The following is a 19,768-nucleotide window of genomic DNA, read 5'->3' on the forward strand; positions in this document are numbered from 1 at the left end:
CTCCCGGGCCCTCCCCCCGCTTTTAACGGCGGTGGTTGGGTGGCCCCCCCCCCCCCCCCCACGGCCGGCAAAATCATGGATTATCGATCTTGTCCAAGACGGCGCTGTCGAGTTCCACGATCTGCTCGCCACTGAGGTGTCGTGCCACATCCCAGCGGGGAACCAGCGCCAACCCGACATCCACATACCCGCTGATCAGGGTGAAGCCGCCGCCGCGCTCCAACAGCACGAGCAGTGGCTCGAACGGATCAGGCAGGTCAGGAAGGACCACGCCGGGCAACGACCGCAGGGTGTACCAGTGCAGTGCGTCTAGGCACACCGCACGTACCACGAACTCGCCGCCCGTGATCTCTTCGACCTGGTCGACCAGAACCGGATCAGCGCGCACCGCCGGGTTGATCGCTGCGGCCAGATCAGGAAATGGCCACCGGTCGGAGGGGTACCTCTGTAGCCACCAGGCTGCACGGCGTAGATGCTCCCGCATGAGCAGGCTTCGGGATCGCATACGGTTGTAAACGCCTGCGTCGGACCAGTTGACGGCGCGCAGACGGGCAATGAACTCGATCGGTGTCAGCGGCGCAGTCACTGGATCTCCTTGAGTACGATCTCTAAGATGTCCTCAATATTGGACAAATCATCCGCCATGGCGACATCCGGTATAGCCTTGCCGAGCGTAGGCCAGTGTCCGAACATAGGCATTCTGAATGCCTCCATCGGCGCTAAATGGTGCGCGCCGTAGAAGACGGGGTCCAGGCTGTCCGTCGATGCCCGGGAGTCGAGGCTGATGTAGGGCATACCCGCTTCCATGAGATGGCTCTCGACGAACTCATGTACCAGCAGGCGTTTGAGCGCGATCTCATCGGACCAGGGCAGCAAGTCGTCGGCCGCTTGGGTCCACCACGTCCCGATGTGGTCCATAGGTGCGAAGAAGCCGTGCACAACCTCATCGCCCGCCGGCACGTCATGTTTGGTCAGGAAGACGTGGTTCTTGACCCGCTCGACGATGTAGCGCGGCACTTCAAGCAGCTCGGCGATGTTGTCCACGTCGTCGGTGCGGGCACGGATCTTGGCATATTGGTCGGCTGCCGCTGCAGACTGCGGGGTGTCGACGTAGCCTGCCCCACCCCAGCGGATCTCGGGTGTAGCCGCATCGGTGACCGAGTGCGGAACGCCACCACCTCGTCGGGCCAGCACCCCGCGGATCGCCTCGATGGCCTCGTCAAGTCCGCGCACTGCGGGCATGAGGTTCCGCACGCTGGCCGTAAGCGCTCTGAGCAGACGGGTGATCCGAGCTGCCCATTTGGCGACCAGCGCGGTCACCTGCGCGACCACATACGGTGCGGCGATGCCCATGGTTCCCAGGGCCTCGGCGGTCCACAGCGGCAGTCTGGCGAGCAGGATCGATACGAGTTCGCCGATCAGGTCCCGGACCAGGGTCCGGACGAGGGTGACAAGCGCCCCGCTCATGGCGACGATCGCTTTCATGCCCTCAGCGGCACGAGTGAGCCCGGCCAGCAGGTCGAGGGTCTCTCGCGCCTGCTGGTGGTATGCGACTGCGGCCGGTCCGTCCCAGTCCGGCAGCTGCTCGGCGACGGAGCGGCGGTATAGGTCGGCGATGTCTGCGTGCTAGACGGCGAGGTTGTGCCAGGTCTGAGCGTTGGCGGAGATCTGGTCCGGGTCGCCTGCCAGCCAGTCCAACGTTTGCGACAAAGGCTCGACGTGCTCGACGCACCAACCGAAGCCCGCGGTCACCAGCGCGCCCAGCGGGTCGAGGACCCACACCGCCGTCTCGGCAACGGTCCCGACACCGCCCAACACGCCGTCGACCCAGGACCCGGCCTCGACCACGATCATGTCGACGGTCTCCGCGATGCCGACCCCGGAGTACCAGGTCGTGGAATCGACTCGCTCGGCGATCAGCGGCGCCCCAACTTCACCCATCGGTGAGCCGATGGAGGATCGACTCGTGCCGAGCGGCAGCGGTGGTATCGGCTTGTTCATATGCGGCTGCCACACCCTGCAGCGCTTCGCTCCGCAGCTGCAGGTCGGCTGCGGCCACACCCAGGGTCGCCGTGATCCGTGCCTGCAACGGAACCAGCATCAGCGGGATGACCGCGCAAATCCTGCCGTATGCGTCCAGATCCATGGTGACCTGCCGAGCGGCGCCATACGTATGCTCGACTCGGTCCGCCAAACGGCGGACCGTCTGTGCGTGCTGGTCCAGCTGGACCGGCTCGGCCGTCACCGGCGTGATCTGCGGTTCTTCAGTCGGCATGGGTAAACCCCGCCTCCGCCGCGAGCTCGAGCACGTGCGCGGCCAGCGCGCCGCGAGCCGCCCGGGTCGCCTCCAGCACCGCCTCGGCGATGCGATCTGCCGGCAGGTCCCGAATCCGCTCGTGGAGCTTCAGCCCGACGAGATGGCCGTTCAGGTCGACGGTGGCGGTCACCGTGCCGCGCAGCACGGACGCGTCCACCACGACATCCCTCGTCTGAGCGGCGAGTTCAGCTGCGCGGCGAGCACGCTCCTCCAGTGCCGCCTGCCAGTTGCCGACCTGTCGATCGACCGAGTCCAGGTCACCATCGAGCACGTCGATGCGTCCTCGCTGCCGGATGCGCTGACCGCAGGAGCCTAAAGAAGGCTGTCAACCGCCACAAGGCGTCGACGCTCGGTGATGTATTGAGTGACTTCAGCGGCTCGGCGGGCGTCATTTCGCAGACGCGACAGATACCCCCAAGACCGGTGCTGCGCGATCCGGTAGCCTGGCAGCACGGGCTGCTAGCTCAATGGCAGAGCTGCGGACTTTTAATCCGTAGGTTCAGGGTTCGAGTCCCTGGCGGCCCACCAGCACGGCAGATCAGATGCCCCCTCCGAACCACGGGAGGGGGCATCTGATCTTTCGGGCGGTCCAAAATCCCGTGACGGCGACGTCTCGAGCTCGCACAATCAGTGCATGCTCGTCGATGTCCATGACTTGCTCGCCAGGCACGGCGTGATCGCGTCGGGCGAGATCATCACGCTCGTGCGGCGCGAGGGACGGCTGGTGGCCCGGGTCGAGACCACGGTCGGACCGGTCGCGGTGAAAATCTCTGCCGAGGCGGGCGCGTTCGTGCCGGAGGAGGCGGCGGTGCGGCGCCTTGCCGGTGCCGGGCTCCCCGTCGCCGACGTGATCGCCCACGCGGAGGGGCCGCCGGCCTGCCTGGTGCTGACGTGGGTGGTGGGCGAGGCGCTGAGTTCGGCCGGTTCGCCCGAGACCAAACGGGCGGCGGGCGCCCTGTTGCGGCGGATTCACCTGCTCGGCGCCGATCCGGACGCCACTTTCAGTGGCGAACAAGGGTGGGACTTGTGGATGGCCGGATGGCTCAACAGCGTGCTGGCGTGGTGGCGCACGGTCGCGGCTGTGGACGACGCGGTGCACCACCGGGCCTGGGCCTGGTACCACGAACTGAGGCCGTTGCTGGCCACCCGCGGCGCCGACCTCATGCTCTTCGACGGTCGTCCGGAGCACATCCTGGTCCGCGGCGACGGTGGCATCGGGCTCATCGACGTCTCCGAACTGCGCTCCGGCGACGCCGCGATGGACCTGGCGGTGCTCACCGTCGAAGACCCCGATCTACTCGACGGCGTCCTCGCCGGCTACCGGCCGGACGACCAGGAGCGCGTGATCTTCGACCGACTGGTGCCGTTCTACACCTTCCTCCGTCGGCTCTCGAGAGCCGAGTGGTATCAGCGATTCGGCACCGCCGAGGCCGCAGCCAGCGTGCTCGCGATGGTGGAGGTGCCGGTATGGGCCCGCTGACGCTCGACCAGATCCGGCAGTTCGGCGACGAGGGCTACGTCGTGGTCCCCCGGCTGGTGCCCGCGGCCGGGGTGGCCGCCGCCAACGCCGCGATCGACCGCCTGGTGGCCGAGCAGCCGCCCCCGGAGGGCCACCTCGGCTCGTACGCGCTGGTCGAGAAGCCGCCGGAGCGCCAGCCGGCGCTACTGGGTCTGCTCACCCATACCCCCGCCTATGCCATCGCCGAGCAGTTGACGGCGGTCGGCGGCCTGACCGGGCCGACTCATGTACAGGTGGCACTGACCTATCCGCCCTACCTCCACCGGCCGGGTTCCGGGCACATCGACGGGCTCAACCAGCTGGCGCCTGACGGCAGGGTAACCAGCTTCACCCTGCTCGTCGGCGTCCTGCTCTCCGATCAGAGCGCCGACGACATGGGCAACGTGCACGTGTGGCCCGGCAGCCACCATGCGGTGGCCGCCTACGCCCGCGACCACGGCATCAGCGAACTCCTCGCGCGGTCGGCGGAGACCTCCCACCCTCCGGTCGACGCGACGCACCGTACGCAGGTGCGCGGGCGACCGGGCGATGTGGTCTTCGCCCACTACCTGCTGGCCCACAACATCGGCGGCAACATGTCGTCGGTGATCCGGCGCACCGTCTACCTGCGGCTCAAGCGACGTGGCCACGCCGAGCACTGGCGGCAGGCGCTGACGGACCCGTTCTTCGAGTACGACGGCGTCCGCGCCGCGCGCGGCACCGCCGGTCGATAGGGCCCGCATACCGGCTACTCGTCCGCCCGGGTTCGGCACCGGCCCTACCGCGGTATGGCGGATCGGCGTTATGGTGCACGAATGACTTTCGGGAGCGCTTCCATCGATGGATACAATCCCGGAGTGCTCACCGCCACCGCGCCCACGCTGGCCGAAGTCGCCCGAGTGGCCGGAGTCTCCATCGCCACCGCGTCGCGGGTGCTCAACAACTCCAGCCGGGTCAGTGCCGAGGCGTACCAGCGGGTCTGCGACGCGGCGAGCAGCCTCGGCTACCGCCGGCACCGGGCCGCGTGGGGCCAGGCCCAGCGCAAGGTCAACGCGTTCGCCGCCGTCATCCACGCCGGTCACCGGCTGCTGTTCAGCGAGCCGTTCTTTGCCCGCCTCATCGGCGCGGCCGAGTTGGAGCTCGCCCAGCACGGCATCCCGCTACTGGTCACCACGGTCAGCGGCCCGCTCGTCGAAACGGTCGGGCGCTATCTGCAGGGCGGCCACGTCTCCGGCATCATGATCGTCTCTGACCACGGGCCGCTCCCACTGGCGGCGACGCTGGCGACGCTGGGCACGCCGGTCACGGTGATCGGGCGGCCGCTGCGCCCACAACCGGTGCCGTATGTCGACGCCGACAATCGGGGCGGCGCCCGCGCCGCGGTGGAGTACCTGATCTCGACGGGCCGCCGCTCGATCGCGCACCTGGCCGCCCCGCCCGACACCGGCGTGGGCGCCGACCGGCTGGCCGGCTACCGCGACGCCATGCAGGCCATCGGCGCCACCGACGCCCCGGTCGCGTACGGCGACTGGAGCCAGGCCTCGGCCGCCCACGCCATGCAGCGGCTGCTCGACCAGCGCCCACACCTGGACGCGGTCTTCGCCGCCTCGGACGTGATGGCCGCCGGTGCCGTGCGTTACCTGCGCAAGGCCGGGCGCCGCATTCCTGAGGACGTGGCCGTGGTCGGCTTCGACGACCATGCGCTGGCCGAGCAGATCCGGCCCGCGCTGACGACGGTGCACCAGCCGGTGGAGCAGATCGGCACGGTCGCCGCCCGCTGGCTGCTCGCGGCGGTACGCGGCGAGCAGGTCGAGGACGGGGCCACCGTCCTGCCCACCGAGCTGGTGCTGCGCGACTCGGCCTAGCCGGTCACCACGGCCGGGTGGTCTAGCCGTTCACCACGTCCGCGACGACGACGGTCACGTTGTCGGGCGCGCCCCCGGCCAGCGCCAACGACACCAGCCGGTCGGCGCACGGGCGCACGTCGATCACGCGGGACATGACGTCGGCGATCGACTCGTCGTCGACCACGTCGGACAGGCCGTCGCTGCACAGCATGATCCGGTCCCCGGGCCGCAGCTGGAGCGTGAGGATGGCGGGCGTGAACTCCCGGCCCTGCACCGCCTGCGTGATGATCGACCGGTGCGGGTGCACTCGGGCCTCGGCGGGGGTGAGCAGTCCCCGCTCGATCATCGCCTGGACCAGGGTGTCGTCGACTGTGAGCTGGCTGAGCTCGCCCTCTTGCAGCAGGTACGCCCGGGAGTCGCCGACGTGCAGCAGGGTGGCGCGGCCGTCGTCGAAGACGAGCACTGTCAGCGTCGTACCCATGCCCTCGCTGGCGGGGTCGGCGTCGGTGACCTCTCGGATGCGCTTGTTCGCGCCGGCCAGGCGGGCCAGCAAAGCGTCGGCCGGGTCACCGTCGGCGGGCTCGCCGTCCAGGGGCGCGAGCTCGTTGATGACGATGTGGCTGGCCACCTCGCCGGAGGGGGAGCCGCCGATGCCGTCGGCGACGGCGATCAGTCGACGGCCCGCGTACGCCGAGTCCTCGTTGTTCTCCCGAACCAGACCCGGGTCGGTGACGGTCACGGCGCGCAGGATCAAGCTCATGGTGTCTAGCCTGCCTATCGCGAACGGCTTTGTCTTTAGCGGATGTACGTATCTTGCCTCCCGCGGTCCGCGACACGCCCGGCGGCCTCACCGTGCGCTCCTCGCAGCGTGTGGCGTTTCCGTGCGCACCTGCGTGACATAGATCACATCGCCCCAAACTCGCTCCACACCGGAACCTTCCCGCCGACCATCCCGGGCGGCGCGCCCGATGCCCGGGGCAAAGGCTAGGCGTGGCTAAGCTACCGGTATTGCCCGATACGGGCGTTCCGACGTCGAGGCCAGGGGGACCAGTGCAGCTCACCTTCATCCGCAAGACGGCGCTGTCCGGCGACACCAACTGCCCTTCGCTCTACCAAACCGACCGGGGCACCTTCGTGGTCCAAGGCTGGCGGGTGACCGATCCGGAGGCGCTGTCGCAGCTGGACATCCCGGCGCACGAGACGGTGGTCGAGGTGCCCGCCGACGTGCTGGCCGAGCTGATCCGGTAGACAGAACGGCCCGGGTGCGCACCGCGAGGGCGGACGCATCCGGGCCGGACCAGGCCTGCGGGACTAGTCGTCGATGTCGACGTCCACATCGATGTCGATGTCGTCGTGGCTGCGGCGCGATTTGCGACGGCGGCGCGACACGGACGGCATCGCCATGACGAAGCCGTACTCGCGGCGGCGACGGTAGTAGTGGCGGCGGCGCGGGCCGAAGACGGCGTACACGATCGAGGTGGCCACGCCGAAGATGACGTAGACGCCGAGGACGAAGATGCCGCCCGAGTCGGCGATGCCCAGGAAGCCGCCGTCACCCCGGATCGGCAGCACGATCAGGGCCAACAGCACCCAGGTGATCATGCCGTAGACCAGGCCGACACCGACCGCGGGAATGATCTGCCCACGGATGAACTTGCCCAGGAACGCGCCGAAGAGGCCGCCGCCCGCACCGGCCACCACGAGGGTCATCACCCACGCGGTCGAGGCGTCGGTCTCACCCACGAGCTGGGCGTACGGCTTGATGTGCCCCAGGATCTGCAGCGCCAGGGCCAGGAACAGCCCACCGGCGACGCCGCCGACCACACCGGCACCGGTGCGGCTGACCAGGTTCACCTGAGGTGTGTATTCACTCATGATCGAGCTCCGGAGGGGTTGAGGGGTATAGCCGGCGGGCATTACTCCGCCGCCGTCATAGTGCCCTACTCCGACACCTCAGCCCAGTCCCGGCCCGGAACCTGACAATCTTGGCAGGCCGCGTTCGCCGATCCACCAACGCACGGCCGCCGCTGGTGATTGAGTGTCGACATGGACCACTCGCCCGACCGCCCGGTGCGGCTGCTCGTGTTCGGTGGGTCGCTGCGGCGCGAGTCGCTCAACCGCAGGCTCGCCGCGTACGCCGCCGCCGAGGCCGGTCGGCTCGGGGCCGAGGTCAACCTGGCGGACCTGCGCGACTGGCCGCTGCCGTCGTACGACGGCGACGAGGAGGCCGCCGTGGGCCTGTCCGACGCCGTGCACGCCTTCGGCGCGGCGCTCGCCAACGCCGACGCGCTGATCATCGCCTCGCCGGAGTACAACGCCTCGGTGCCCGGAATCCTGAAGAACCTGATCGACTGGGGCTCACGCCTGCGCCCGCAGCCCTTCGCCGCCCGGCACGTGCTGCTGATGTCGGCCTCACCGTCCATGGTGGGCGGCAACCGGGGCCTGTGGGCCCTGCGCGTCCCGCTGGAGCATCTGGGCGCCCGGGTGTACCCGGAGATGTTCTCGCTGGCCCAGGCGCACCAGGCGATGGACGAGCGGGGTGGCATCGGCGACGCCGAGTTGGCCCGCCGATTCGCCACGACGATGACCGACTTCCTGACCCTGGTGGAGTCGGCCGTCCACTACCCGTGCGCCAAGCAGCGCTGGATCGAGTTCCTGGGCGAGCGCCCGGACCCCGCCGTGGACCGCATCGAGTAGCGCCCGTCGATCCCGAGTCTTCCGGCAACGCTGACCACGGAGAGACGATCTCCTGGTCATGGCGGTCGCTAATTCGTTGACACCCCAAACTATTGACATGGCTCGGCGCCCCATGTGAACCTCTCCACGGGGCCGGTGCCGTGTGCGCCGAGGGCAGTCCCGCAGCAACTAACGCACGAACTCTGTCGCCGTCCGACGGGTGAGTGCGGCGGTCGACACTGCCCGGGCCCGCTTCACGCTCTCCCCCGTACGCGGCGGCACGTCCTTTCTCGCGTCCCTGAGAGGAATGCCGCAATGCCAACGCGTGCTCGAAGAACCCGCACCATCGCCGGTGCGGTAGCCGCCACCCTCGCCGCCGGAGCACTGGCCGTGGTCACCCAGCTCGCCGGTGGTACGCCGGCGCTGGCCGCCGCGTCTGAGCCGTACACCTGGAAGAACGTCCGGATCGACGGGGGCGGGTTCGTCCCCGGCATCATCTTCAACCCCACCGAGCAGAACCTGATCTACGCGCGGACCGACATCGGCGGCGCCTACCGCTGGAACCAGTCGACCAGCAGCTGGACCCCGCTGCTGGACTGGGCGGGCTGGGACAACTGGAACTACAACGGCGTGCTGAGCCTCGCCACCGACCCGGTGCAGACCAACAAGGTGTACGCCGCCGTCGGCATGTACCTCAACAGCTGGGACCCGAACAACGGCGCCATCCTGCGCTCCTCGGACAAGGGCGCCACCTGGGCGGCGACCACGCTGCCGTTCAAGGTCGGCGGCAACATGCCCGGCCGAGGCATGGGCGAGCGCCTGGCGATCGATCCGAACAAGAACAGCACCCTCTACTTCGGCACCGAGGCCGGCAACGGCCTGTGGCGCAGCACCGACTCGGGCGTGACCTGGGCCAAGGTCACCAACTTCCCGAACGTCGGCAACTACGTGCAGGACGCCGCCGACACCAACCAGTACCTGACGTTCAACCAGGGCGTGGTGTGGGTCGCGTTCGACAAGTCCACCGGCACCGCGGGCAACACCACCCAGGCCATCTACGTGGGCGTGGCCGACCTGCAGAACACGGTGTACCGCAGCCTCAACGGCGGCACCAGCTGGGAGCGGGTGGCGGGTCAGCCGACCGGCTTCCTGGCCCACCAGGGTGAGATCGCGGGCGGATACCTCTACATCACCACCAGCGACAAGGGCGGCCCGTACGACGGCGGCCACGGCGACGTGTGGAAGATGCAGTTGTCCACCGGCACCTGGACCCAGATCAGCCCGGTCCCGTCGACCGACACCAACAACAACTGGTTCGGCTACTCCGGCCTGTCGGTGGACAAGCAGAACCCGAACACGCTGATGGTCACCGGCTACAGCTCCTGGTACCCGGACACCTTCATCTGGCGCAGCACCGACGGCGGCGCCACCTGGAAGCAGTTCTACGACTACGCCTGGCCGAACCGGACCAACAAGTACACCTTGAACATCAGCGGTGTGCCGTGGCTGGACTTCAACGAGCAGAAGTCGGCCCCCGAGCAGTCGCCGAAGCTGGGCTGGATGACCGAGGCGCTGGAGATCGACCCGTTCAACTCGAACCGGATGATGTTCGGCACCGGCGCCACGATCTACGGCACCACCAACGTCACCGCGCTGGACACCGGTGGCACGGTCGCCCTGACCCCGATGATCAAGGGCCTGGAGGAGACCGCGGTGCTCGACCTGATCAGCCCGCCGACCGGCGCGGCCCCGCTGATCTCCGGGGTCGGTGACATCGGCGGCTTCCGACACACCGACCTGACCGTGGTCCCGGACATGTTCGACATGCCGTACTTCGGCAGCACCAACAGCCTCGACTACGCCGAGCTGAACCCGAGCTACGTGGTCCGGGTCGGCAAGGGCGCGCGTACCGCCAACGGCCAGACCAACATCGGCGTCTCCAGCGACGGCGGCGCGAACTGGTGGTCGGGCAGCTCGCCCAGCGGCGCGCAGGGCGGCACGGTCGCGCTGAACGCCAACGGCACCCGCGTGGTGTGGAGCACCGAGGCCAACGGCGTCTTCTACGCCACCAGCTTCGGCGGCTCGTTCACGCAGGCCACCGGCGCTCCGGCCACCGCGAAGGTGGAGGCGGACCGGGTCAACGCGAACAAGTTCTACGCCGCCTACAACGGCACGGTGTACGTCAGCACCAACGGCGGCCAGACCTTCACCGCGGCCGCCAGCGGGCTGGGCGTCATCGCCGGGTTCAAGGCGATTCCGGGCGTCGAGGGCGAGCTGTGGCTGGCCAGCGACACCGGCCTGTACCGCTCGACCAACTCCGGCACCAGCTTCACCAAGTTCGCCGCCTCGGCCAGCGCGGTCGGCGTCGGCTTCGGCAAGGCGGCGCCGGGCCGCACCAACATGGCGGTCTACACCATGGCCACCATCGACGGCGTACGCGGCGTGTACCGCTCCAACGACGCGGGCGCGAGCTGGGTCCGCATCAACGACGCCCAGCACCAGTGGGGCAACGCCGGTGACTCGATCACCGGTGACCCCCGTACCTACGGCCGCGTGTACCTGGGCACCAACGGCCGCGGCATCGTGTACGGCGACACCGGCGTGATCCCGTCGGCCTCACCCAGCGCCTCGACCTCGGGCTCGCCGTCGGCATCGGCTTCGGCGTCGCCGTCCCCGTCGGTCTCGCCGTCGCGCAGCGCGTCGCCGTCGCCGTCGACCTCGCCCAGCGCTTCTCCCTCGCCGCAGGGCGGGAAGTCGTGCAGTGCCACGTACAAGATCCTCAACTCGTGGCCGGGCGGCTTCCAGGGCGAGATCGTGGTGACCAACACCGGTTCGATGGCCACCACGGGCTGGCGGGTCAACTTCAGCTACACCGCCGGTCAGGTGATCACCCAGCTCTGGGGTGGCGTGAAGACGCAGACCGGCGCGGCCGTCCAGGTCACCAACGAGGCGTGGAACGGCGGGCTGGCTCCGGGCGGCACGGCGAACCCGGGCTTCAACGCCAACTACACGACGTCCAACCCCGTTCCGTCTCCCATCACCTGCACGGCCCTCTGATCCGACACCCCAGGACCGTCCCCGCCCGCGGCGCTCACGCTCGCGGCCGGGGACGGTCCGTGCCGCCCTCCGCCCCCGCCCCGGGAGTTGGGAGTCGGGATAGCGCAGTTTCGGGGAAACTGCTCGAATCTTGGCGGGTATTCGTGCAGTTTCCCCGAAACTGCACGAAGCCCCCTGTCCGAAATGTCAGATATCGGCCAACAGGTGGCTGTGAGATGGCTGAATGGCGTGTCGGACTGACCGAACGTGCCACCATGAATCGGTGCGAACCGTACTAGGGCCGACAAATCATGTCGTCGTGGTGGGGGCCGGCCTGGGCGGGCTCGCCTGCGCGCTGCACCTGGCGGGTGCAGGGCGCGAGGTCACCGTGTTGGAGCGGAACGGGCACCCCGGCGGGCAGGTCGGGGTGCTCGAACTCGACGGCCACCGCTTCGACACCGGACCCACCATGATCACTTCCCCCGAGCTGCTGGCCGAACCGCTGCACGCGGTCGGCGAGCACCTGGACGACTGGATCGAGCTGATCCGGCTCGACCCCGCGTACCGGGCGCACTTCCCCGACGGCACCACGCTGGACGTGCACGCCGACCCGGACCGGATGGTGGCCGCGATCGCCCGCCTCTGCGGCGGCAGGGAGGCCGCGGGCTACCTGCGGTTCCTGCGTTGGGCGCGGCGACTGCAGTCGTTCGAGCGGCGCGACCCGGCCGGCCACTGGCGCACGCTCGCGAGCGAGGGCGCCCGGCGACGGCTCACCGACTTCTTCGCCGATCCGCGTACGCAGCGACTGTTCGCGTTCCGGAACCTGCTCACCGGGCGGGACCCGCGGGTGGCCTCGTACCTCGATACCGTGACGGAGGTCTGGTATCCGCGCGGCGGCATGCACGCGGTGCCCCGCGCGCTGGCCGCCGCCGCCGAGAAGCACGGCGTGAGCTTCCGCTTCCACACCGAGGTGACCGCGGTGGAGACGCGCGGCGATCGGGCGGTGGCGGTGCACACGGCGGAGGGGGAGCGGCTGACCGCAGACGCGGTGGTGCTCAACCCCGACCTGCCCGCCGCGTATGGCCTGCTGCCCGGCGGTGCCCCGCCCCGGGTACGGCGACTGCGCCCGGCGCCCTCCTGCGTGGTGCTGCACCTGGGCACCCGCGACGACCGGGGCGGCTACCAGCGGATCGCGCACCACAACCTGCACTTCGGCCGCTCCTGGCAGCGGACCTTCGACGAGGTGGTCAACCGGGGCGAGCTGATGAGCGACCCGTCGGTGCTGGTCACCAACCCGAGCCGGACCGATCCGGGGGCGGCCCCGGCAGGACGGCAGACGTATCAGGTGACGGTGCCGGTGCCGAACCTGAAGACGGCGCCGGTGCGCTGGGACGGTCCGGTCGGCCGCCGGTACGCCGGCGAGCTCGTGGCCACCCTGGAGGCCAGAGGTTACCTGGACCTGGGGGCCGACCTGGCGTTGTCCTATGTGGTCACGCCGGACGACTGGGCCCGGCAGGGTATGACATTCGGCACACCGTTCGCGAGTGCGCACACCTTACGGCAGAGCGGACCCCTGCGGCCGGGTAACCTGCATCCGACCCTGACAAATGTGGTGTTCACGGGGTCCGGCACGCGTCCCGGCGTCGGAGTACCGATGGTGCTGATCTCGGGTAGAGCGGCCGCGCGTCGGGTGATCGGAGCGCGCTCATGAGGTCACGGGAAGAAGACCTGGTCGAACTGGTCGATGCTGACGGTGCGGCCTGCGGAAAGGCGACGGTCGCCCAGGCACACAGCGCCCCGGGCAGCAGGCACCGTGCCTTCTCGGTGCACCTGATGGACTCCTCCGGGCGGCTGCTGCTGCAGCAGCGCGCCTCGGTGAAGACCCGGTTCGCGCTGCGCTGGGCCAACGCCACCTGCGGCCACCCGGCCCCGGGCGAGCCGGTCGTGCTCGCCGCCGCGCGCCGCCTGGCCGAGGAGGTCGGCGTGCGCTCGGTCGAACTCACCGAGATCGGGGTATACGGCTACCGCGCCGTCGACCCGGAGACCGGACGGGTCGAGGACGAGTACGACCACGTGCTGCTCGGCATCCTCGGCACCGAGGCCGAACCGCCCCGGCCCGACCCGGCCGAGGTCGCCGCGCTGCGCTGGATCTCCCCGGCCGATCTGCGCGCCTGGCTCGGGCGCAGCCCCGACGACTTCGCCCCGTGGCTGGCCGGAGTGACGGACGTCGCACTGGGCGACAACGCTTAGCGACAGCGTCGGTACGCCAAAGACTTCACTGGCCGTCCCCTGGCAGAGCCCGCGCCGCTGTGTCACGCTGGGGCTCCCCTTCCGCTGGTTGCTCGCTCCGGTGGACCGCCTGACGGCGGACCGTCGACGACTCCCCCACCAGCGGCACCTCTCCACCCCCGGGAGCGGCCATGGCGCAACGGCGCAGCCACGGCCTGATCACTGCGGTGATCAGCCTCACCCTGGCCCTGTCCGCCTGCACCGGCGGACGCGACGACAACACCGCGGCCCCCAGAGAGTCGCCAAGCGCGGCCATACCCTCGCCCAGCCCCTCGGCGAGCCCTTCGGCGACGCCGACGGTCAAGCCGTCGCCGATCCCCGAGAAGATGAACCTTCAGCGCACCACGGGCATCGGTGGCGTCGCCCTGACCTTCGACGACGGCCCGTCCGCGTGGACGCCGAAGGTCCTGGACGCGCTCAAGGCCCGCGGGGTCAAGGCCACGTTCTGCGTGATCGGCTCGCAGGCCGCCGCCCACCCCGACCTGATCCGGCGGATCGTGGCCGAGGGGCACACCCTGTGCAACCACAGCTGGAACCACGAGTTCAAGCTCGGCACCTGGTCGACCGCCAAGGTCCGGGCGAACCTGCAGCGGACCAACGACGCGATCCACGCCGCCGTCCCCGGGGTACCGATCAAGTACTTCCGGCATCCCGGCGGAAACTGGACGCTGACCGCGACGCGGGTGGCCCGCAGCATGGGCATGAGCCCGCTGCACTGGGCCGTCGACCCGCAGGACTGGCGACGTCCGGGCGCGGGCACCATCGCCAACCGCGTGATCAGGGCCACCCGCTCCGGCTCGGTCGTGCTCATGCACGACGGCGGCGGCGACCGCAGCCAGACCCTGGCCGCGCTGCCCCGCATCATCACCACGCTGCGGGCGAAGTACCGGCTCGTACGCCTGCCAGACGCCCTCTGATCCGCCCCGCCGCAGCGGACCCCACCCCCGATTTGGCGGAACGGCCGCTGGTCACATATGCTTTCCGAGCCTCCGGCGGGGCCGGATGGGAGCAACAAACCGTCAGAGCATAAGTAGCTGCGGGTTCTCCGCAATACTGTGCAATGATGGTGCGGCCGCCCTCATCGTCTAGCGGCCCAGGACGCCGCCCTTTCAAGGCGGTAGCACGGGTTCGAATCCCGTTGGGGGCACGACCGGGAGACCTGGTAAGGTCTCTCCCGGAAGCAAGACAGCAAGACAAGCAAGGTCCTGTGGAGCAGTCGGAGTGCTCGCCGCCCTGTCAAGGCGGAGGTCGCGGGTTCAAGTCCCGTCAGGACCGCTTTTGTTCGACCACCTCGGTGGTATCGGCCAGGTAGCTCAGTTGGTACGAGCGTCCGACTGAAAATCGGAAGGTCGGCGGTTCGACCCCGCCCCTGGCCACCAAAGCTCTTCGCCGGGCTTTGTCGCCCCGAACTGCGGAAACGCGGCTCGGGGCATTTTCGTATGCCGATCTGGCGGCCACGAACGAGTGACCGGTGGTACCCGTCGCCGTCCCGTCGTTGCCGCACCGAATCGCACGTAGGTCGCATGCAAGATCACCCGGATCTCCACCCGGACGGCTCACCGGCCCACGGAAACGGGCTGCGATCCGAGCGGATGAGTCGATAGCCGGCGGATTGCCAGCGCATGATGATCGCAGACATGGCGATCAATGACTGGTGGGCAGACGACCCGAGCGAACGCTTCTGGCTGGAGATCACCTACCGCGACGACGTCGGCGGGGACTTGCTGGCCCCGAAGCTTGACCGGACCGGTGCGGAGTACTGGTCCTACACCCTCGTCTCCTACGTCACACCCGGCGACGTTGTGCTGCACTGGGCCGCCCAGCCACGCCTGGCCTTCATCGGATGGTCGTTCGTCGTCGGGCACGCGGAGGACTCGGAGATGGAGTGGGCCAGCCCCGCCCTGCTCGCCGACGAACGGGGGCTATCTGGGCAGCAGCCCGCCTGGCAGGCCCCCCTGGACGCGTTCCGCCCGTTCGCCACGCCCGTGGGACTGGACACCGTGCGCTCGGTGGAGTCCGAGGTGAGGCGCGCGCAGGAAGAACTCGCCCAGCGGGCGGGAGGAAGCCTCTATTTCCCGTTCGAGCTGTCGACCAAGAGACCGCTGCGCACCGCCCAGGGCTACCTGACCAAGTTCCCCAAGGATCTTCTCTTCCTGATCCCGGGCCTCCGACCGCTGGCCGACCTCGCGCTCGCCGAGCCGGGCGTGATCCCCACGCAACGCAGGAGCAGCTCCACCAACACTGGCAGACAGGCCGATCCCGCGAAGCGCAAAGCCGTTGAGAACCACGCAGTCGCCCGGGTCACGGCTCACCTGGAGCAGGACGGCTGGAAGGTGACCAACGTCGGCGCGTTTGGGCCCTGGGACCTGACTGCGGTGAAAGACGACGAGGAGCTACACGTCGAGGTGAAGGGAAGCACAGGCACTCGCGACGCGGTCGACCTCACCGACGGCGAGGTGCGCCACGCTGAGACGTACTCCACGCTCCTCGCGGTTGTCGACCAGATACAGATGGACGCCGCGCTGAACTGCTCCGGTGGCCGGCTACGGCTCTGGGCCGAATGGACGCCCGACCGCGCCAGCCTGATGCCCACCGCCTACCGGTACGCCCTCCCTGAGGCGACCGCAACAGCCGAACCCGCCTAACGCATACGCAGGCCTGAACCTACGGATTAGTCGCAGCAAGGTCGGCCACGGTTGACCGGGAGGTCAGACGCACTGTCCGGCGCGCCCAGCGTCGATCATGATCGTTGCCGTTGCTGTACTTCGTTGCTGTACAGCAACGACGTCGTCCCGCGCCATTCCGCGTTCTGACGCATCAGCGAGTTGGCGAGTCAGGCCGTTGACACTCTATCTCTATATAGCTAGAGTAAGCGATATGCTCAACAAGGTACGCATGACCCACACAACCCAGGCGGTGCTCGCTGCATTGCTCGAAGATCCCACCGCGCCCAGGTACGGATTCGATATCGCCCAGTATGCCGGGATCGCTACCGGCTCCTTGTACCCGATCCTCGCCCGGCTTGAGGCGCTGGGTGTTGTCGAGTCGTACTGGGAGCAGCAAGAACAGCAGATTGAAGGGCGCCCTCGGCGTCGTTACTACAAGCTCACCGAGGACGGCGCAGTTTCCGCTCGTCAAGCTCTCGCGCGTTCTCATCGATCGCCCAGCCGCTCCTGGCGGACTGCGAACGGTGTAGCGTGAACATCCTTGTCGGATTCATCGTTGGTGCAATCGTATCTGCGCTAATTGCCGAAGCGGTAGACCTCGGCGCGTGGGCTGCGCCGAAAATCGTTAAGGCAGCTGCACGGCGCATGCATAACGCAGAGGCGCGGGACCGGTACTGCGAGGAATGGAACGCCGAGCTTGCATCACTTGACGGCCTCAAGCTAACCAAGCTACTCAAGGCGCTCGACATTTGGCGTGGCAGCTTCGCCGTTGCGCGGTCGATGCGTCCGGCCAACTACGTACGCCTATCCAGCTACCTGATGGCGCTTTGGAACGTTATGCCGGGCCTCGTCAAGCTAGCTCTGAGCAAAAATCTCCAGAAGATGCTTGACCAGAAGTCGATGCCTGCGGAATCGATTCTTCGAGTGAAATTCGGGCTTATGCTGGTCACTGCGAATCCAACCATTCAGCCGGTTCACGAAGTTCTTTCCGTTGAGGGCACGGACATCAAGGTTAGTATTGCCTATCACGCCGCTGCTGGCAGAACTACCCTCGCTCTGGACAACACGGTCAGCAGAGTGGGACGGGCGATAATTATGTTGGCTGCGTTCCGGCGCGGAGAGCCAGTGAAGTCGGCCTGGAATCGTCGCACGGAAATTCAGCCTTTCCGGCCGATCATGATCGACCGCCCGCGATGATGAGTGAGCGGTGATCTCCTTGCGGCGGCAGGCGTAGCCCACCACATCTGGTGGTCCGTAGTGCCGACGAGGCTTCAAGATTCTTTCTGCGTAGCGTTTAGAAAGAATCTTGGAGTGTCGGTACGGAGCGGCCGCCAGATGTGGTGCCCTCTGGTGTCGACGCAAGGAGATCACCACCCCCGCTCCCCTTCTCCCAACCTCCGACCAGCAAGCGCCTGTCCGGCTGATCTCTGAAGCGGTGGCCAGGGTTTGGGGCAGAGCCCCAAGGTCATGAGGAGCCTTGGCGTACGGGTGTGACGGCGTCGCGGGAGGCGCGGCCTGGTCCACGACGGGCATCCGAAAGAAGATCTTCGATGTGAAGCTGATCTTTCTCTCCTCACCGACGATCGCTATCTCATCAGCCCGCCTTCCCATCGATGGCCTCTGGCGACCATCTCGCTGACCAGCACCGATGCAACCGCAGCGATCTCTGAACGCGTCGACCATGGCACTCACCTGCGACAGCGACGACCATGGCCGCTGTCGATCATGTCCTGTCGTGGTGTGGCGTTCCGCTTCGGGCTGGCCGGGCGGGCGCCGGGCGCCGCGCTGCCGCAGGCGTGGCGCGAGCGCCCGAGTGTCCCGGCCCCGGCGCGGCCGCTTGCGGCCGCCTTGACCTCGTAAGGAGAGTTTCGACCAGGGCCTATGGCTGTCGTGTGGTTGCTGGTGGGTGGCTGGATCGGGCTGCGGTTGGGTGTTCGGTGGCGGGATGCTTGCGGGTGCTGTGGCCGGCGGGTGATGTGGCGTCGGGGTGGTGTCGGTCGGTGCCCGTAGGCTGGTGTGGACGCAATCGCGATCGTCGTTCCACCCCTCATCCCCCGTGTGGCCTGGCTGGTGCTGGGTCGGCTTGTGAAGGAGAATCGACGGATGACCGCACCGGCGCAGCGTGTTGAGGCTCTGGAAGCTGAGGCATTCCGCAGTCGCCAGCTCGTGGACGTGAGCGGCAAGCTGTCCGAGTTGAAGGGACGGGTCGACCACCTTACGAACGCGGTCGGGGAACTCGCCGGTGACCAGAGCGAGATCCGCTTCGACGTGCGCGAGATCAACGGCAAGGTCGACCGCATCGAGGCGATGGTTGCCGCGATCGCGAAGAAGCTCGGCGTCGAGGTCCAAGAGGACAGCGCCGGGTAACCGAAGCCAGCGATCAGAGCAGACATCCTGGGCGGGCGTCGGGTGGGCATCCGGGTGGAGGAGCACACGCTGATGTTCTTCGACCCGCAGACCCGTGAGCTGCTGCGCACCCGCCCGAACCCGCTGAACCCTGCCGAGGTCGCCCGGCTGCGCGGTGCCCGTCCGGCCGGGCCGTCTCCGCAGCCGGTCGATGAGCCGGTGCGGGTGCAGCGCCGGGCCAGCAACAACGGCGTGACCATGGTGGTCGGGCAGAAGGTAGCCTTCGGTCGGGTCCACGCTGGCAAGACGCTGTGCGGACCGTTCGCCGCACCACCGACCAGGCCGTCACTCGGTTCAAAGCGCACCGGCCGAGGCGGGTGGCGTGAGATGCCCCGATCGTCAGGACGGAAATCCGGAGAACGTAGGTGCCCTTCATGGGTAGGGTCCCGGGGTGCGTCTGCGCCAGTACGTGTACTTCGCGTTGAAATCCGAGGAGGTCTCAGCCGCCGAGATCGCCATGAGGTTGGGCGTCGAGCCCGACGAAGTCGTGGTGCGCGGCAGCCGACAGACCGACCCGTTCGTGCGGCCGGTCTGCCATATCTGGATGATCGTCTGCCGCGAGCCAAACATGACCGTGGATGAACAGATCGATCAAGTCGTGGGTCGGCTGCTGCCCTCCGCCGACCGTATCGGTGAGCTGGCTGCCGAGCCCGGCAGAGCCGACGAGCGTCCGATCTCCAGCGTTCTGCAGGTCGTGCGGTACTTCGGGGACAAGGACGAGGACTCGACCAGCCCAGTCGAGCAGGAGTCGCCGGAGCAGCACAACCTGTTCGGCTGGCACCTCGACGCGCGGGTTCTCGACTTCCTGAGGCGCACCCACGCCGAGCTGGACGTCGACGAGTACGGCTACTGACGGCGCCGACTGGGCACCACAGCACGACGACCCTCGCAAGGTCGCAACCATTTCTAGGTCACCGGTCAAGTAGCTACTGGGACGGATCGGTCAAGCAGGAACTGGGACTAGACAATCGGCTCATGAGCCCCACCTGAGCATCAGCCACCGTCTGCCTTCGCGCACGTCTACGCGCTGGCG

21 protein-coding genes and 4 tRNA genes are annotated in these 19,768 nt (G+C 68.3%); 18 read left to right on the forward strand and 7 right to left on the reverse strand.

Features of this window, described 5'->3' with window-relative positions:
- Nucleotides 1-73: 73 nt before the first annotated feature.
- The 5 genes from KUA19_RS17910 to KUA19_RS17930 all read right to left on the reverse strand — a co-directional run bounded on the left by KUA19_RS17910 (nt 74) and on the right by KUA19_RS17930 (nt 2,588).
- Nucleotides 74-586 carry a hypothetical protein gene (locus KUA19_RS17910; protein WP_217397143.1) on the reverse strand — a complete coding sequence of 171 codons (513 nt, stop codon included), beginning with the start codon at nt 584-586 and terminating at the stop codon, nt 74-76.
- Entirely contained in the window at nt 583-1,485 is a 903-nt protein-coding gene (locus tag KUA19_RS17915; RefSeq protein ID WP_217397144.1) for a hypothetical protein, read from the reverse strand. Before KUA19_RS17915 ends, KUA19_RS17910 begins: the two co-directional genes overlap by 4 nt.
- Nucleotides 1,486-1,626: 141 nt before the next feature.
- On the reverse strand, nt 1,627-1,941 hold the full coding sequence (locus tag KUA19_RS17920; protein ID WP_217397145.1) for a hypothetical protein: 315 nt from the start codon (nt 1,939-1,941) through the stop codon (nt 1,627-1,629).
- Nucleotides 1,934-2,275 carry a type VII secretion target gene (locus tag KUA19_RS17925; protein ID WP_217397146.1) on the reverse strand — a complete coding sequence of 114 codons (342 nt, stop codon included), beginning with the start codon at nt 2,273-2,275 and terminating at the stop codon, nt 1,934-1,936. The genes KUA19_RS17920 and KUA19_RS17925 overlap by 8 nt, the downstream gene beginning before the upstream one ends.
- Nucleotides 2,265-2,588 (reverse strand): YbaB/EbfC family nucleoid-associated protein, encoded by a 324-nt coding sequence (locus KUA19_RS17930; protein ID WP_217397147.1) that lies wholly within the window; start codon nt 2,586-2,588, stop codon nt 2,265-2,267. Before KUA19_RS17930 ends, KUA19_RS17925 begins: the two co-directional genes overlap by 11 nt.
- Before the next feature lie 182 nt (nt 2,589-2,770).
- On the opposite strand from KUA19_RS17930, the gene KUA19_RS17935 reads away from it, so the two are divergent.
- The 4 genes from KUA19_RS17935 to KUA19_RS17950 all read left to right on the forward strand — a co-directional run bounded on the left by KUA19_RS17935 (nt 2,771) and on the right by KUA19_RS17950 (nt 5,680).
- Nucleotides 2,771-2,845: transfer RNA gene (locus KUA19_RS17935), tRNA-Lys, on the forward strand.
- Between the two features lie 106 nt (nt 2,846-2,951).
- Nucleotides 2,952-3,797 (forward strand): aminoglycoside phosphotransferase/kinase family protein, encoded by an 846-nt coding sequence (locus KUA19_RS17940; RefSeq protein WP_217397148.1) that lies wholly within the window; start codon nt 2,952-2,954, stop codon nt 3,795-3,797.
- A complete protein-coding gene (locus KUA19_RS17945; protein WP_217397149.1) occupies nt 3,785-4,549 on the forward strand; it encodes a phytanoyl-CoA dioxygenase family protein in 765 nt (254 codons plus the stop codon). The genes KUA19_RS17940 and KUA19_RS17945 overlap by 13 nt, the downstream gene beginning before the upstream one ends.
- A gap of 123 nt (nt 4,550-4,672) precedes the next feature.
- Nucleotides 4,673-5,680, forward strand: a complete 1,008-nt coding sequence (locus KUA19_RS17950; RefSeq protein WP_217397150.1) for a LacI family DNA-binding transcriptional regulator — start codon at nt 4,673-4,675, stop codon at nt 5,678-5,680.
- Nucleotides 5,681-5,702: 22 nt separating this feature from the next.
- Here KUA19_RS17950 and KUA19_RS17955 read toward each other — a convergent pair whose 3' ends face one another.
- Nucleotides 5,703-6,422, reverse strand: a complete 720-nt coding sequence (locus KUA19_RS17955; RefSeq protein ID WP_217397151.1) for a PP2C family protein-serine/threonine phosphatase — start codon at nt 6,420-6,422, stop codon at nt 5,703-5,705.
- Between the two features lie 290 nt (nt 6,423-6,712).
- Between KUA19_RS17955 and KUA19_RS17960 the strand changes: the two genes are divergently transcribed.
- The gene (locus KUA19_RS17960; RefSeq protein WP_217397152.1) at nt 6,713-6,910 is read left to right on the forward strand and encodes a hypothetical protein; all 198 of its coding nucleotides are present in this window, start codon (nt 6,713-6,715) and stop codon (nt 6,908-6,910) included.
- Nucleotides 6,911-6,973: 63 nt separating this feature from the next.
- Here the strand turns inward: KUA19_RS17960 and KUA19_RS17965 are convergent, their stop codons facing one another.
- Nucleotides 6,974-7,537 (reverse strand): hypothetical protein, encoded by a 564-nt coding sequence (locus tag KUA19_RS17965; protein WP_217397153.1) that lies wholly within the window; start codon nt 7,535-7,537, stop codon nt 6,974-6,976.
- A gap of 171 nt (nt 7,538-7,708) precedes the next feature.
- On the opposite strand from KUA19_RS17965, the gene KUA19_RS17970 reads away from it, so the two are divergent.
- The 13 genes from KUA19_RS17970 to KUA19_RS18030 all read left to right on the forward strand — a co-directional run bounded on the left by KUA19_RS17970 (nt 7,709) and on the right by KUA19_RS18030 (nt 19,588).
- Entirely contained in the window at nt 7,709-8,359 is a 651-nt protein-coding gene (locus KUA19_RS17970) for an NADPH-dependent FMN reductase (RefSeq protein ID WP_254549614.1), read from the forward strand.
- Nucleotides 8,360-8,653: 294 nt separating this feature from the next.
- Nucleotides 8,654-11,395 carry a cellulose binding domain-containing protein gene (locus KUA19_RS17975; protein WP_217397154.1) on the forward strand — a complete coding sequence of 914 codons (2,742 nt, stop codon included), beginning with the start codon at nt 8,654-8,656 and terminating at the stop codon, nt 11,393-11,395.
- Nucleotides 11,396-11,657: 262 nt separating this feature from the next.
- Nucleotides 11,658-13,085 (forward strand): phytoene desaturase family protein, encoded by a 1,428-nt coding sequence (gene crtI / locus KUA19_RS17980; RefSeq protein WP_217397155.1) that lies wholly within the window; start codon nt 11,658-11,660, stop codon nt 13,083-13,085.
- On the forward strand, nt 13,082-13,624 hold the full coding sequence (gene idi, locus KUA19_RS17985) for an isopentenyl-diphosphate Delta-isomerase (RefSeq protein WP_217397156.1): 543 nt from the start codon (nt 13,082-13,084) through the stop codon (nt 13,622-13,624). The genes crtI and idi overlap by 4 nt, the downstream gene beginning before the upstream one ends.
- A gap of 170 nt (nt 13,625-13,794) precedes the next feature.
- Nucleotides 13,795-14,580 (forward strand): polysaccharide deacetylase family protein, encoded by a 786-nt coding sequence (locus KUA19_RS17990; protein ID WP_217397157.1) that lies wholly within the window; start codon nt 13,795-13,797, stop codon nt 14,578-14,580.
- A 157-nt stretch (nt 14,581-14,737) separates the two neighbouring features.
- Nucleotides 14,738-14,810 (forward strand) — tRNA-Glu (locus KUA19_RS17995).
- A 54-nt stretch (nt 14,811-14,864) separates the two neighbouring features.
- Nucleotides 14,865-14,938, forward strand: a tRNA-Asp gene (locus KUA19_RS18000).
- Between the two features lie 27 nt (nt 14,939-14,965).
- Nucleotides 14,966-15,042, forward strand: a tRNA-Phe gene (locus tag KUA19_RS18005).
- Nucleotides 15,043-15,300: 258 nt separating this feature from the next.
- Nucleotides 15,301-16,308, forward strand: a complete 1,008-nt coding sequence (locus KUA19_RS18010) for a protein NO VEIN domain-containing protein (RefSeq protein WP_217397158.1) — start codon at nt 15,301-15,303, stop codon at nt 16,306-16,308.
- 232 nt (nt 16,309-16,540) lie between these two features.
- A complete protein-coding gene (locus KUA19_RS18015; protein ID WP_217397159.1) occupies nt 16,541-16,864 on the forward strand; it encodes a PadR family transcriptional regulator in 324 nt (107 codons plus the stop codon).
- Complete coding sequence (locus KUA19_RS18020) at nt 16,861-17,526, forward strand: hypothetical protein (protein WP_217397160.1); 666 nt, start codon at nt 16,861-16,863, stop codon at nt 17,524-17,526. The genes KUA19_RS18015 and KUA19_RS18020 overlap by 4 nt, the downstream gene beginning before the upstream one ends.
- Nucleotides 17,527-18,345: 819 nt before the next feature.
- Entirely contained in the window at nt 18,346-18,696 is a 351-nt protein-coding gene (locus KUA19_RS18025; protein ID WP_217397161.1) for a hypothetical protein, read from the forward strand.
- A 430-nt stretch (nt 18,697-19,126) separates the two neighbouring features.
- Nucleotides 19,127-19,588: a DUF4279 domain-containing protein gene (locus KUA19_RS18030; protein WP_217397162.1), complete on the forward strand. Its 462-nt coding sequence runs from the start codon at nt 19,127-19,129 to the stop codon at nt 19,586-19,588.
- Nucleotides 19,589-19,768 lie beyond the last annotated feature (180 nt).

Source organism: Catellatospora tritici (assembly GCF_019083965.1).
Lineage (GTDB): Bacteria > Actinomycetota > Actinomycetes > Mycobacteriales > Micromonosporaceae > Catellatospora > Catellatospora tritici.